General features: G+C 36.8%; 13 protein-coding genes. 9 read left to right on the top strand and 4 right to left on the bottom strand.

Annotated features, from left to right (window positions below):
- Positions 1-12: 12 nt before the first annotated feature.
- From OLM61_RS00355 to OLM61_RS00345, 3 genes are all read left to right on the top strand, one after another.
- The gene (locus tag OLM61_RS00355) at positions 13-816 is read left to right on the top strand and encodes a TlpA family protein disulfide reductase (protein ID WP_264524571.1); all 804 of its coding nucleotides are present in this window, start codon (positions 13-15) and stop codon (positions 814-816) included.
- A 183-nt stretch (positions 817-999) separates the two neighbouring features.
- A complete protein-coding gene (locus OLM61_RS00350) occupies positions 1,000-2,619 on the top strand; it encodes an ABC-F family ATP-binding cassette domain-containing protein (protein WP_264524570.1) in 1,620 nt (539 codons plus the stop codon).
- A gap of 473 nt (positions 2,620-3,092) precedes the next feature.
- Entirely contained in the window at positions 3,093-5,837 is a 2,745-nt protein-coding gene (locus OLM61_RS00345; protein WP_264524569.1) for a fibronectin type III domain-containing protein, read from the top strand.
- Between the two features lie 83 nt (positions 5,838-5,920).
- Here OLM61_RS00345 and OLM61_RS00340 read toward each other — a convergent pair whose 3' ends face one another.
- The 4 genes from OLM61_RS00340 to OLM61_RS00325 form a co-directional block, all read right to left on the bottom strand.
- Positions 5,921-6,319: a VOC family protein gene (locus tag OLM61_RS00340; protein WP_264524568.1), complete on the bottom strand. Its 399-nt coding sequence runs from the start codon at positions 6,317-6,319 to the stop codon at positions 5,921-5,923.
- 47 nt (positions 6,320-6,366) lie between these two features.
- The gene (locus OLM61_RS00335; RefSeq protein ID WP_264524567.1) at positions 6,367-7,443 is read right to left on the bottom strand and encodes a DUF418 domain-containing protein; all 1,077 of its coding nucleotides are present in this window, start codon (positions 7,441-7,443) and stop codon (positions 6,367-6,369) included.
- Between the two features lie 72 nt (positions 7,444-7,515).
- Complete coding sequence (locus tag OLM61_RS00330; protein WP_264524566.1) at positions 7,516-8,082, bottom strand: Crp/Fnr family transcriptional regulator; 567 nt, start codon at positions 8,080-8,082, stop codon at positions 7,516-7,518.
- A gap of 135 nt (positions 8,083-8,217) precedes the next feature.
- Positions 8,218-8,811 (bottom strand): dihydrofolate reductase family protein, encoded by a 594-nt coding sequence (locus tag OLM61_RS00325; RefSeq protein ID WP_264524565.1) that lies wholly within the window; start codon positions 8,809-8,811, stop codon positions 8,218-8,220.
- 456 nt (positions 8,812-9,267) lie between these two features.
- On the opposite strand from OLM61_RS00325, the gene pyrR reads away from it, so the two are divergent.
- The 6 genes from pyrR (at position 9,268) to OLM61_RS00295 (ending at position 13,782) form a co-directional block, all read left to right on the top strand.
- Positions 9,268-9,807: a bifunctional pyr operon transcriptional regulator/uracil phosphoribosyltransferase PyrR gene (gene pyrR, locus OLM61_RS00320; protein WP_264524564.1), complete on the top strand. Its 540-nt coding sequence runs from the start codon at positions 9,268-9,270 to the stop codon at positions 9,805-9,807.
- A 155-nt stretch (positions 9,808-9,962) separates the two neighbouring features.
- The gene (locus tag OLM61_RS00315; RefSeq protein ID WP_007805228.1) at positions 9,963-10,889 is read left to right on the top strand and encodes an aspartate carbamoyltransferase catalytic subunit; all 927 of its coding nucleotides are present in this window, start codon (positions 9,963-9,965) and stop codon (positions 10,887-10,889) included.
- 138 nt (positions 10,890-11,027) lie between these two features.
- Positions 11,028-11,360, top strand: a complete 333-nt coding sequence (locus tag OLM61_RS00310; protein WP_264524563.1) for a ribonuclease Z — start codon at positions 11,028-11,030, stop codon at positions 11,358-11,360.
- Between the two features lie 88 nt (positions 11,361-11,448).
- A complete protein-coding gene (locus tag OLM61_RS00305) occupies positions 11,449-12,354 on the top strand; it encodes a ribonuclease Z (protein WP_264524562.1) in 906 nt (301 codons plus the stop codon).
- Between the two features lie 92 nt (positions 12,355-12,446).
- A complete protein-coding gene (gene pdxH / locus OLM61_RS00300) occupies positions 12,447-13,091 on the top strand; it encodes a pyridoxamine 5'-phosphate oxidase (protein ID WP_264524561.1) in 645 nt (214 codons plus the stop codon).
- A 178-nt stretch (positions 13,092-13,269) separates the two neighbouring features.
- Complete coding sequence (locus OLM61_RS00295; protein ID WP_264524560.1) at positions 13,270-13,782, top strand: CAP domain-containing protein; 513 nt, start codon at positions 13,270-13,272, stop codon at positions 13,780-13,782.
- Positions 13,783-13,952 lie beyond the last annotated feature (170 nt).

The raw sequence follows: 13,952 nt of genomic DNA, 5'->3' as shown, positions 1-13,952 counted from the left end.
CTTTCACTACTTTTGAAATCAAATACAATTATCTCAGAATCCATGCAGAAATTTATCAGCCTAATTACATTTCTTCTCTTTTTCACCATAAGTACCGCTCAGAACAGATTCGGAGCCCCGGAAGTTGATACCAATCAGATTCAAAAGAATTTCAGTGACTGGTCGGCCTATCAGGGGAAAAATATTATGCTTTCGAGATATTTCACAGCACTGGACCTTCATTCCAAAGAAATTTCAAAAGAATCTTTTCTGGACCAATTGGCCAATGGAAATTGTATCCCAATTCGATTAAAATCAGAAGATTCCAAATACTATTATCAATTATTCGAAATTGAGGCTGGTTCCGATACCAGTATTAAAGCGACCATCAATCAGATTGGTTTTGATGCGCTTAAGAATTATAAAATGGAAGGAACTCTATTCCCAAAGTTTTTGTTTAAAGACCTCAATGGAAACCTGGTTTCAAATGAATCGATGAAAGGAAAAATAATCGTTATAAAATGCTGGTACATCCATTGTACTCCTTGTATACGCGAATTTCCACAGGTGAATCGTCTGGCAGAAGAATACAAAAACCGAAAAGACATCGTTTTCATGAGTCTGGCCGAAGATGCTCCCGAAAAACTGAAACTGTTTCTGGTAAAGAGGCCTTTAGCCTATTCGGTAATTCCAAACATGAAAGTATATATGAATGAAGCTTTACAACTGAATTCATTTCCAACTCATTTTATCTTAAACAAAGAGGGGATGATTGCTAAAGTGCTTCCTAATTTTGAGAGTTTAGAAGTGGCTTTGAGGAAAGAAAGTCAGATGTGATTTGTAAATTGTAAAATGTGATTTGTCAGATGTGAAAACTTATTGTGTTTAATGAAACGACCTATTTCACAAATAACATCTTACAAATCACATTTCACAAAACAAAAAACTTAGAGCCTTTACATCTTTGCAACTCTGAACCTTTTTTCATACTTTTGCACAAAATTAATTAAAAAGACATTCATGTTAACAGTCAATAATTTATCAGTTCAATTTGGCAAACGAATTTTGTTTGACGAAGTAAATACTACTTTCACTCATGGGAATATTTATGGAGTTATTGGAGCCAACGGTGCTGGAAAATCTACTTTTCTAAAAATCATCTCAGGTGATATCGATCCAACTTCGGGGCACATTCATTTGGAACCGGGAAAACGTATGTCGGTTTTGAACCAGAATCACAACATGTTCGATGAGCATACCGTTTTGGAAACTGTTTTGATGGGAAATAAAGTTTTGTATGCTGTTAAGAAAGAAATGGATGAACTTTATCTGGATTACAACGATAAAAACGCAGACAGAATTGGAGAACTTCAGGTTCAGTTTGAAGAAATGAACGGATGGAATGCAGATTCTGATGCTGCTTCGATGTTGTCTAACCTTGGAATTAACGAAGAGCATCATTACACTTTAATGGGTGACTTAGAGGGAAAAATTAAAGTACGTGTGCTTTTGGCGCAGGCGCTTTTTGGAAACCCGGACTTGCTTATTATGGATGAGCCTACCAACGACTTGGATTTTGAAACCATCGCTTGGTTAGAGAACTTCCTGGCAAATTATGAAAATACTGTAATTGTAGTATCTCACGACCGTCACTTTTTAGATGCGGTTTGTACACATATTTCGGATATTGATTTTGGAAAAATTAATCACTATTCTGGAAACTATACTTTCTGGTACGAGTCAAGCCAATTAGCAGCGAAACAACGTGCACAGCAAAACAAAAAAGCAGAAGAGAAGAAACAAGAACTTGAGGAATTTATTCGTCGTTTTAGTGCGAACGTTGCAAAATCTAAACAAGCTACTTCTCGTAAAAAAATGATTTCGAAGCTGAACATTTCAGAAATTAAACCTTCAAGCCGTCGTTATCCGGCGATTATTTTTGATCAGGATCGCGAAGCAGGAGATCAGATTTTGAATGTTGAAGGATTAGCCGCTTCGATCGAAGGAGATCTTTTGTTTAAAGACGTTGATTTGAATATGGCAAAAGGCGATAAAATCGTTCTTTTCTCTAAAGATTCACGTGCTACAACAGCTTTCTACCAAATTTTGAACAACCAGCAAAATGCAGATGCCGGAACTTTCGACTGGGGTATTACGACCAATCAGGCTTATTTACCGGCTGAAAATCATTCTTTCTTTGAAAATGATTTGACTTTGGTAGACTGGTTACGTCAATACGCAAAAACAGAAGAAGAGCGTGATGAGGTTTTTATTAGAGGATTCTTAGGGAAAATGATTTTCTCAGGTGAAGAGGCACTAAAAACTAGCCGTGTATTATCAGGAGGAGAAAAAGTACGTTGTATGTTATCCCGAATGATGATGGAAAGAGCCAACATCTTAATGCTTGACGAACCAACCAATCACCTGGATTTGGAATCGATCACCGCTTTCAACAACTCATTGAAAAATTTTAAAGGTTCCGTGATTTTTACCACACATGACCACGAGTTTGCACAAACCGTTGGTAACAGAGTAGTAGAATTAACACCAAACGGAGCGATAGACCGTTACATGACATTTGACGAATACCTGGACGATGAAAAAATTCAGGAATTAAGAAAGAAGATGTACAATTTGTAATTTTATAATTTATAATAAGAGAGATCCCGTTCGCATTGCGAACGGGATTTTTTTTTGCTATTTTTTGCCGAACACTTTAGCGAAAATGAATATAAGTATCGCAATAATAAAGACAACGATAAATATTCCAACACCCATTCCGGCTTTAAAAATGCCCTCGATAACTTCACAGCTGGTAAATGAAAATAGTATCACGAATACCATTAACAAACGTTTAAGTATATTTTGCATGACTTTGAGTTTTTAAGAATCTGTTATTCTAATTGATATAGTTTAAAATTACACCAAAAAATAAAAAAGATCTTACATAATTTGATGGTAAAGTTCTATGATTTAGATCAAAACCAATTGTGCTCAAAAAGTTAAACAACTTTACAATAAAGAGAAGTAAAGATAAGGGAAAGGTAATGTTCTCTTAAAAGCTATTGCGTTTTCGTAGGATACTTTTGTTGGGTCTAAAACAAAAACAACCTATGAAAAAACTTTACTTTCTATTCCTGCTGCTGGGGCTGAGTTATGCTTCCAAAGCACAAAATTTATTTCCATATCTGCAAAATGCCACACCGACCTCGATTTATGTGAACTGGAAAACAGAGAGCAATCCGGAGTCAATTGTAGAATATGGGACGACAGCTACTAGTCTTAATGTTACCGTTACCGGTAACACAAACGTTTTTACAGATTCGGGTTATCCTGGGAATTATTTTTACCATAGTGCGAAGTTGCTTAACCTTTCGCCGAATACGAAATATTACTACAGAATAAAAACCGGAGCGGATGTGTCTTCGGTTTATTCTTTTAAAACACTACCGAATCCGGGGCAGGCCGCCACATCAAACGGGCACATTCGCTTTTTGATAATGGGCGATAACCAATTGAAAGCGGTGCCTCGTTATGATTCTCTGGTATCTGCTGCCAAAAGAAAGATAAGACAAAAATGGGGGAAAGACTTATCTCCAGATGATAATATCTCCATGACTTTTATGGTTGGAGATCAGGTGGATGTAGGGACTTTAGATCATTATGAAAATGTACATTTTAAAAAGAACAGAGGTTTGTCAGGGAATGTACCGATTCAGACAACAGTAGGAAATCATGAAACCTACGGAACTCTTGGAATGAACTCCTATTACGATCATTTTTATATTAGTGAACTTTCGTATAAAGGCATTTCATCAGGAACAGAGAATTACTACGCACAACAAGCCGGTAATGTTTTGTTTATTAGTTTAAGTTCAGAACATACCGGAGCGGCACAACTTAGCTGGCTACAACAGGTTCTTGCGGCAGCAAATGCAGATTCAACAGTAGATTGGATTTTTTCTCTAAGTCACAGACCTTATCAGGCCGAACAGTATGTGGGGGATATTTCGACCTGGGTGCGTAATACTGCCGTTCCGTTATTGGTAACTTCTCCAAAATATTCGATGCATATCGGGGCACACCATCATCTTTATCACAGAGGACAGTTGAAAAACACGCCTACTTATAATATCATTTCAGGAGGTACGGCCTGGGATCAATATTGGGGATCTTCGACAGAACAGGATTTTGATGACGTACAGAAAACAATCTGTAACTGGATTTATCAAATTGTAGATATTGACGTTACAAACGGAAAAATGGACATCGAAAGTTACTCGATCGGAAGCGTTGATAAGTGGAAGAACAACCAATTGATGGATGAATTTCACCGCTATAAAAACAAGGCTGCACCGGCCAAACCTTCAATCACCAATACTTTTACAGCGACAAATACGTTACCGTTAACCGTATCCGGATCTACTTATAGCACTACTACAGACGAGAAGTTAAACACCAGTCAGTTTTTGATTTCTCAGACCCCAACATTCGATATTGTTAAGAAAGAAGTATACCGCGATTTCGAAAACTTATACGGGAAGTATGGAACCAAAAAAGATTCAACCGTAAATATTAATCTTGGCGTAGACATTACCAAAATGGATCTGGCTTCTAATTCGCTTCCAAATGGTAAGTACTATGTAAAATTAAGATACAGAGACCGCAATTTGGAATGGTCGCCTTGGAGTGATGTTCAGACTTTTACCATTACCGGAAGTAATACCGTAAACACGGCAATAGTTACAGATGCTTCGACCTATTTGCAAGGTGCAGCTATAAAAGTTGATTATACGGATGCTCCGGCCAGTACTTCGACCTGGATTGGTTTGTACAAAGAAGGGCAGACGCCGGGAGGTTCGACACCATCACAAACTTGGAAATATACCGATGGCAGCACAAGTGGTTTTATTAATTTCCCTAGCGGACTGGCGAATAAAGGGCGTTATTATGCTGCTATATTTTCAAATGGAGGGTATACCGAAATAGCAGCCCGAAAGTATTTTTACGTAGGACCTGTTCCGACCTTAACTACCGATAAAACCGAATATTCTGTGGGTACTCCGGTGATTATTAATTACACGAATGGTCCACAGTTGGCAAAAGACTGGATTGGAATCTACAGAATGGGCGTTAACCCGGGATCGGGAGTTACAGCAACAAGCTGGCAATATGTGACAACCGTTGCAGACGCTAAATCTTTTACCGGATTGCCAAAAGGGTATTATTATGCCGAATATTATTTACAGGATGGATTTAATCCTATTGGAAATAAAGTGTTCTTTAAAATTGGTGCTGTTGTTACCGAATTATGGATCAACAAACCCGTTTACGATCTTGGGGAACAAATTACAGCCTCATGGACAGATGCCCCGGGAATTGTAAAAGACTGGTTGGGAATTTACCATGAAGGGGATAATCCTAACGAAAAACCGTTGGTGAGTTATACCTATTTTGAAGGACTTTCTGAAGGAACTAAAAACATTGTGGCTCCCGAATTGCCTACCGAAAAAGGAAAATACTTTTTAGTGATGTTTACCAATGATTCATACAATGAAGTATCAAACAGAGTTACTTTTGAAGTAATTGATCCGCATTTGGGTAACGATGAGTTTAAAATTGACAATGGTTTGAGAGTATATCCAAATCCAACGAATAACAATACAGAAACGTTCATTCAGTCGGAATATCCTATTGACGAAATAGAAATTTACAGCATGGAAGGAAAGTTGCTTTATGCTACTAAAAATGTGAATAACAATAAGTTTTCACTTATCAATCAGGATTTGCCAAAAGGAGTTTATATTTTAAAAATACATTCCCGTAAATTGTTTACAGCCAAACTAATTGTGAAGTAATAAACAAACAAATAAATATCAAAATCCCATTTGCCGCGGCGAATGGGATTTTGTTTTTTTAGATAAGAAGATCTGACGGAATATTAGAATAACATTTCAATCAGCTGAATTTTATTTCCGCAGGTATCATCCAGTATAGCAATTTTTACATTTCCCATTTCCGTTGGTTTCATACTAAATTCAACCTCAAGACCAATCAGACGATCGTATTCCTCCTGAAGATGATCAACGTTAAATTGAGTATAGGGGATCCCGGCGTCAAAGAGTGCTTTTTGATAGGTTTTGGCCGGTTCAAAATGATTGGGTGCTGGTTCCAGTAAAATTTCGACTCCGTCTGGTTCGTCTTTAGCAACAACGGTGAGCCATCTGTTGTTTTCGCCCAGAGGCACATCATGCTTTTTTACAAAACCTAATTTTTTAGTATAAAACTGTAAGGCCTTTTCCTGATCCTGAACTGGAATTCCGATTACTTTTACTCTCATTATCTATCGTTTTAAAAGGATTGAATACAACTTTGATGCATTTTTAATTAACGGGCTATTTTACGCATAAGAGTTTCAAACGGACCATTATTGAAGCGTTTTGCCCAAAGACTACTAAAGTAATAACTGAGCACAAAATATGCAATTGAAAACAGCAAAATATAAATTGGTTTTGTCGCTTCCTGATCGATTGGATCTTGGGTTAAACTCCTGTTCATCAGTACAGAGAACAGGATGAGTCCAATAGTGAGATGCGAAATATAGTGTGTTAGCGTCATTTGACCTGTTGGAGCAAAATTTTGTACATATCGGTTCGTTCCGTATTTTTCTCCCAGGTACATAAAAAAGGCAATCAGCATCAGAGCAAATCCGGATGTGCTTAACAAAAAGGGGAGGTACGGCGGGAGGTAATCGGCATTGATAAATAAATGTAGATTTTCAGAAAGTACAAATTGACCGGATAATAATTGAAGTAATGCGATTGATACATACACTAAAAATCCAATCGCAAACATTTTCTTCTGAATCTTTGTACTGCTCCAGTTTAGTCTTCCAAGATACATTCCTAAAAGAAAATAAGCAATCCAGGGAAAAACAGAATTCCAGCCATTATAAAAAGTGTTTCTGATAAATCCGTTGAGGGTGTAAAAATCTGTGTATTGAAAAGTATCCATGTTCCAGCCTGTTTCATAGGGGATGATAAAAATTAAAACGTGAAAACCAAAGACCGCCACCACAGCCAGGAGCAGAAAAAACTTCTTGTTTAAAAAGACAAAAAAAGCAATTAGAAACATATAACAACCGTAGAAATGTAAAATATCGGCGGGCCAGATGAGGTTGAGTAAAAGTCCAATAATAAATAAAAAAGCGGCTCGTTTAAGAATGGTATTTCTCAGCTGCTTCTTCTCGGAAGGAGTATAGGCAGCTCTGTTGGTCATAAGCGCAACACCCATTCCGGCGAGTATTACAAATACCGAACTTGAGTTGCCGCTAAAAAGAGACATAAATTGAGCAACAGTACTTGGGTCGCTATGGGAGCCAAAAACCATATTAAAATTCACAATAAACATTCCGAAAATGGCATAAGCTCTTGCCAGGTCAAATCCTATAATTCTTTGTTTCATTTTTTTATATTTTAGGAAACAAATGTCGAAATGAATAGTTGTGTGAAATTTGACTTAGGTCAAATAATACATTTAAATTCTGGAACGGATTCTGCTCAGAGTTTCCAGCGATATTCCAAGATAAGAAGCAATGTGGGTGAGCTGGATATTTTTAATAATATGCGAATGTTCTTTGATTAGCTTAAGATAACGCGTGGTAGCATCGAGGGTGCGAAACTGAAACAAGCGGTCCTCCAGCCAAATGGCGTAATACTCGGTGAGCATCAAATCTAATTCTGTTAATTTTGGAAATTGCTTCTTCGCGTTCTGAAATGCGGTAAAGTCAGTTTGTGAAATGGTAATCTCGGTAACAGCCTCAATGAATTCCTTACTGGGATGTTGCAGGCAATAACTATTAAAAGATACGGCTATATCATCAGGAAAGTAGAGTTCTGTTGTGATTTCCTTCCCGTCATCGAGATAATACTTTCTGACGATCCCTTCTTCTATAAAGTAACTTTTACTGCATATTTCGTCTTGCCGTAACAAAAATGCTCCTTTTTTTAATGTTTTGGTAGTCGAGATGTTATTTAAAACGGCTAAGGTTTCCGGATCAAGGCTGTTTATAAAAGCATCTATTTTGGTGAGATAGGAATTCATTTTTTCGGTAAATATTCGGTTTAAGAGCGCTTTACTTGTTGGCAGGTTTTAGTTTGTTGCCGTAATAAAAAGAACTACCACAGGCACGGAAGAAATCTTTTCAATGCCAGGTGGTTGTTGCTTAAATACGGTTTTTTAACCTCCAATTGTACCGGTTCTCACGGGTTCTGATCGTTTGTAATTGGCTATAATAACTCCTGTAGAGGTGATCGTATGGTCAGTCAGTACAAATGAAGTTGGAACTGCACCCTCATCAAATAGTTTTTTTCCTTTTCCAAGTAGTAAAGGATGAATTTTGAGCCAAAGCTCATCAACTAAATCATTTTTAAGCAGGAACTGAATCATGTGGGCACCACCCCAAACTTTAATGTCATCGCCTTCTGAATTTTTAAGCTTTTGAATGTCTTCTGTGTTTTTTAGAAAGACCGAGTTCTCCCATTGGGAATCTTTTCGGCTTGTAGATAAGACATATTTGGTAACCTCATTGATTCCGGGCCAGTTAGCAGCATTCGCGGGCCAATACGATTCAAAAAGATCAAAGGTTTTTCGACCCAAAAGAATATCCGAAGGTTCCATTTGTTTCTCCATGGCCTTGCTGTATGATTCATCACCAAATGGTGCGACCCAGCCTCCGTATTCAAAACCGCCCGAAGTATCTTCCTGAGGGCCGCCCGGTGCCTGCATCACCCCATCGAGTGTAATCATTGCTAAGGCGATTATTTTTCTCATGATTTTTAGTTTTTGGTTTCTCAAATATAATAAAATAACAAGAAATATTGGACTGAATTAATGCGGGTTGATGGTGTTGCAGAAGCGAATTATAATTAGTGTGTTGTTTCAAGGGTTAAAATAAGCTGCTTGCGATATGGATCGTTCCTATGGAACTTTTATCTCTTTTGCTTCATAGGCAACGGATTAAAATCCGTTGTTACAGCATTGTTCATTCCTACGGAATTTGGAATACTGGCTTGTAATGGGTATCGTTCCTATGGAACTTTCCCTAATGTTGTTTCATAGGCAACGGATTGAAATTGGTTGCCGGAATATTGTTCATTCCTACGAAATTTAGAATACTGCTTTGTGATCGTACAGCCTTAAAAATTTATTCCAATATTTGTATTTAGAAAGAGGCAACAAATAAATTCTGATTTTGTATATTTGCCCAACCAAACATTATACTTAATTATGAGCCAAAAAGTATTACTTAATTCAAAAGAAGTTACTATCATACTCCATCGTTTGGCTTGTCAGTTAATCGAAAAACATCTTGATTTTTCAGATACTATTTTAATCGGAATTCAGCCGAGAGGTGTTTTTTTAGCAGAACGTTTAAAACAAATATTAGAGAGCGAGTACAAGACACCTGAAATTTCTCTGGGATATTTAGATATTACATTTTTCAGAGACGATTTCCGTCGTACAGATAAACCGCTTGAAGCCAATAAAACCCAAATCAATTTTATAGTTGAAAATAAAAAAGTCATTTTTATTGATGACGTTTTGTTTACCGGACGCAGCATTCGCTCTGCTTTAACCGCAATTCAGTCTTTTGGGAGACCTTCAGAAATTGAATTGTTAGTGTTAATCGACAGGCGTTTTAGTCGCAATCTGCCTATTCAGCCCGATTATCGTGGTCGTCAGGTAGATGCTATTAATGGTGAAAAAGTAAAAGTAAGCTGGAAAGAAAATGACGGCGAAGATGTGGTGCATTTGATTACCAATTAGTTTAATCGGTTAACCGGTTAATTGTTTAATCGGAAAAGCCAAACGATTAAATGATTAGTGAAATTAAAAAATAGTTGAACCGTTAAATCGGTCAACTATTTAGTCGTAAAGAAAGCGATTGAACGATTAAACAAATAAATATATAAACAAACACAATGAAAGAATTAAGCGTAAATCACTTATTAGGAATTAAATATATCAATGAAAATGATATTAACCTGATTTTTGAAACTGCCGATCATTTTAAAGAAGTCATTAACAGACCCATTAAAAAAGTTCCTTCATTACGAGATATTACCATTGCCAATATTTTCTTTGAAAACAGTACCAGAACAAAACTTTCTTTTGAGTTGGCACAAAAAAGACTCTCTGCTGATGTGATTAGTTTTTCGGCAGCTCAGTCTTCGGTCAAAAAAGGAGAGACCCTGATTGATACTGTAAATAATATCCTTTCAATGAAAGTTGATATGGTTGTAATGCGCCACTCCAACCCCGGAGCGGCTTATTTTTTATCCAAAAATGTCAAAGCCAGTATCGTGAACGCCGGAGACGGAGCACACGAGCACCCAACACAAGCTTTATTAGACAGTTACTCGATTAGAGAAAAATTAGGCGATGTGGCCGGAAAAAAAGTAGTTATTGTAGGTGATATTCTGCATTCAAGAGTGGCTTTGTCCAATATATATGCTTTGAAGATGCAGGGAGCCGAAGTAAAAGTTTGCGGTCCAAAAACACTGATTCCAAGATACATCGAATCGCTTGGTGTTACGGTTGAACCAAATTTGCGTAAAGCTTTAGAATGGTGTGATGTTGCCAACATGCTTCGCGTACAAAACGAACGTATGGATGTAAACTTTTTTCCTTCTACACGCGAATATGCACAACAGTACGGAGTAGATAAACCCTTACTGGATTCTCTTGGAAAAGAAATCGTAATCATGCACCCGGGACCAATCAACAGAGGGGTAGAGATAACTTCTGAAGTAGCAGACTCAGACCATTCCGTGATTTTGAATCAGGTTGAAAATGGTGTCGCGATCAGAATGGCCGTTATTTATTTATTGGCTTCTAAGATTCAGTAGTTTTTATTTTTTTGTTTCAAGTTTTTTTGTTTCAAGTTCGATAAGCTGAACGTTATAAAACCTGAAACCTGAAACTTGAAACCTGAAACCACAAAAAAATCGTACCTTAGCTCTCTAACAGAGCCTATAAATTAGAAGATGAAAGTAGATCAAAAAGGACATACCGTTACCATTAAAGATACCCAGGGAGATTTTAATGCTTTTTTGGAAAAAGTAACGCAACAGTTTAAAACCTTTGAAAAACAAAATATTATAATCGATTTGTCTGCAGATACTGATGTTTCTGAAAAAGAAGTAAAGCTTTTTCTGCCTTTGGCCAAACAACAGAAAAAAGCCAAAAAATCATTTGTAGTAGTAGTTTCTGATCTTGACTTTAATGCTGTTTCAGATAAATTACTAGTGGTTCCATCACTTTTGGAAGCACATGACATTATCGAAATGGAAGAAATTGAAAGAGACCTCGGGTTTTAATTGTAGATTTTAGAGTTCAGATTTTAGATTTTGAATGTTGAAATCTAAAATATATATTCAATCTAAAATCTAAAATCAACAATCTAAAATGAAGCTTACCATACTAGGCTGTTATGCCGCAACTCCCAGAACAATTACCAATCCGACTTCGCAGGTTTTAGAGATTAAAAACAGAATGTTTTTAATTGATTGCGGTGAAGGAACTCAGGTACAGCTGCGCAAGAACAAAATTAAATTCTCTAAAATAAATCATATTTTTATTTCGCATTTGCATGGGGATCATCTTTATGGATTAATTGGTACGATCTCAACTTTTGCGCTTTTAGGCCGTACGACTGATTTACATGTTTATGGACCGAAAGGAGTGAAGGAGATTATTACTTTGCAATTGAGATTGTCCAATTCCTGGACGAGTTATGATTTGTTTTTTCATGAATTAGAATCAACAGAGAGCGAAGTTATTTTTGAAGACAGCAAGGTTATTGTAAAAACGATTCCGTTAAAACATCGTGTGTATACCAACGGATTTTTATTTCAGGAAAAACCCGGTGATCGAAAATTGAATGTTGAAGCCGTGCAGCAATATGATATTCATACGGCGTACTATCAAAAAATAAAAGGCGGCGGCGATGTTACACTGGATGATAGCACTGTAATAAAAAACGAAAAGCTGTCCTTTGATCCAATTCCTGCAATGAGTTATGCTTTTTGCTCGGATACCGCCTATTATGAAGCTGTACTTCCTTTAATAAAGGATGTTGATGTCTTATACCACGAAGCTACTTTTTTGGAGTCAGAAGCGGCATTAGCACAGAAAACGCTGCATTCAACCGCAAAAGAAGCAGCGACCATTGCTCTTAAAGCAAATGCAAAACAATTGATACTCGGGCATTACTCAACGCGATACGATGGTATCGAACGTTTTAAAGAAGAAGCTGAAACTGTTTTTCCAAACGTTCTCTTAGGAGATGATGGAAGAAGTTTTGAGTTTTGAGTTTTGAGTTTTTTGAGGATGAATTACCAATGGTTACGTGTATTCATAAATCAAAGTAAAAATCTAAAGTCTACAATCTAAAATCAGCAATTATGAACGATTTAAGCAATTATAGAAAATCTTACGAAAAGAGTGAGTTATTAGAAACGAATATTCCGGAAGATCCAATTAATCTTTTTAACCGATGGTTTCATGAGGTAGAAGATTTTGGCGGAAATGGAGAAGTCAATGCTATGACTGTTTCAACAATTGGGTTGGACGGTTTTCCAAAATCCAGAGTAGTGTTGTTGAAGAAATTTTCAGAGGAAGGTTTTATTTTTTATACCAACTACGATTCAGAAAAGGGAAAAGCAATAACAGCGAACCCCCATGTTTGTTTGTCTTTTTTCTGGCAGGAAATGGAACGTCAGGTAATTATAAAAGGAATCGCCACCCGAACAGCGGAGAACATATCTGATGGTTATTTTGATTCTCGTCCCGACGGAAGCAAGCTCGGAGCGATTGTTTCGAAGCAAAGTGAAGTGATCCCGTCCCGAACTTTTCTGGAAGAAAATTTGAAAAAATTAGAGAAAGAATTTGAAGGAAAACACATTCCGAGACCTGAAAATTGGGGAGGCTTTTTAGTAACTCCTTTAGAGGTAGAATTCTGGCAGGGAAGGCCCAACAGATTGCACGACAGGATTCGTTATCAGAGTCAGTCTGACTTTTCGTGGAAGATTGAACGACTATCGTCTTAATTTGTAAGAAAAACACATGTTAATATAGAATTGTTATGTAGTTCATCGATTATTTTTGTAGTTTACCGGTAGATTTGATATGTTTGAGTAAGAAAATATAACAGATCAATTTGTCTAAATAAAGAATTTAAAGGATTTGCCCCAACATCTACTTTAAAAGTTAAACTACTATGTGATTATGAGAAAGATGATGCATAACATGAGGTTCGTTGCAATAGTTTTCGTACTTGTTGCAATGAGCTCCTGTTCATCGGATAGTGCAGAGGCTACCGAAAACGGTACTAAAACCGAAACGGTTGTTGCCAGCTACACGTACAATGATTCAGAAATCGAATCTATGAAACTTATCAATGACTATCGGGTAAGTATCGGTCTTAATGCGCTGCAAAGAGTAAATCACGTTTCCTTTAAATGCGAAGAGCATAACAAGTACATGATCGCAAACAATGTGGTTGATCATAATGATTTTACTTCTCGTTCTAATAATATCATGAGTGTTTTAGGAGCTAAAAAAGTAGGCGAGAACGTTGCTTACAATTATAAAACTTCAGAAGCAGCTTTAAGAGCCTGGCTGGATAGCCCAGGACATAAAGCAAATATCGAAGGAGATTATACCCACTTTGGTCTATCAGTTTCTATTGATCCTCAAACAGGTAAAAAATACTATACAAACATCTTTGTGAAGATGTAAAGAGAATTTTGGACTGGTTAGTTTTTATGTATCGTTGTAATTCACAGAATTGCAACGATTTTTTTTGTGCCAATATTTTTACGAAAGACAAATTCCAAAAAGCAAATTCCAAATTCCAAAAAGCAAATTCCAAAAAAAGAAATTCCAAATTCCAAAGTTCCCGAACCGGG

Origin of the sequence: Flavobacterium sp. N502536 (assembly GCF_025947345.1) — a bacterium.
Classification (GTDB): Bacteria; Bacteroidota; Bacteroidia; order Flavobacteriales; family Flavobacteriaceae; genus Flavobacterium.
The sequence above is the reverse complement of the archived record's forward strand: the minus strand, read 5'-3'. Positions and strand labels throughout refer to the sequence as shown.

What these genes read in the sequence shown, in the direction of transcription:
- OLM61_RS00350 (WP_264524570.1), top strand. Translation starts at nt 1,000, where the DNA reads ATGTTAACAGTCAATAATTTATCAGTTCAATTTGGCAAACGAATTTTG.
- OLM61_RS00345 (WP_264524569.1), top strand. Translation starts at nt 3,093, where the DNA reads ATGAAAAAACTTTACTTTCTATTCCTGCTGCTGGGGCTGAGTTATGCT.
- OLM61_RS00340 (WP_264524568.1), bottom strand. Translation starts at nt 6,319, where the DNA reads ATGAGAGTAAAAGTAATCGGAATTCCAGTTCAGGATCAGGAAAAGGCC.
- OLM61_RS00335 (WP_264524567.1), bottom strand. Translation starts at nt 7,443, where the DNA reads ATGAAACAAAGAATTATAGGATTTGACCTGGCAAGAGCTTATGCCATT.
- OLM61_RS00330 (WP_264524566.1), bottom strand. Translation starts at nt 8,082, where the DNA reads ATGAATTCCTATCTCACCAAAATAGATGCTTTTATAAACAGCCTTGAT.
- OLM61_RS00325 (WP_264524565.1), bottom strand. Translation starts at nt 8,811, where the DNA reads ATGAGAAAAATAATCGCCTTAGCAATGATTACACTCGATGGGGTGATG.
- pyrR (WP_264524564.1), top strand. Translation starts at nt 9,268, where the DNA reads ATGAGCCAAAAAGTATTACTTAATTCAAAAGAAGTTACTATCATACTC.
- OLM61_RS00315 (WP_007805228.1), top strand. Translation starts at nt 9,963, where the DNA reads ATGAAAGAATTAAGCGTAAATCACTTATTAGGAATTAAATATATCAAT.
- OLM61_RS00310 (WP_264524563.1), top strand. Translation starts at nt 11,028, where the DNA reads ATGAAAGTAGATCAAAAAGGACATACCGTTACCATTAAAGATACCCAG.
- OLM61_RS00305 (WP_264524562.1), top strand. Translation starts at nt 11,449, where the DNA reads ATGAAGCTTACCATACTAGGCTGTTATGCCGCAACTCCCAGAACAATT.
- pdxH (WP_264524561.1), top strand. Translation starts at nt 12,447, where the DNA reads ATGAACGATTTAAGCAATTATAGAAAATCTTACGAAAAGAGTGAGTTA.
- OLM61_RS00295 (WP_264524560.1), top strand. Translation starts at nt 13,270, where the DNA reads ATGAGAAAGATGATGCATAACATGAGGTTCGTTGCAATAGTTTTCGTA.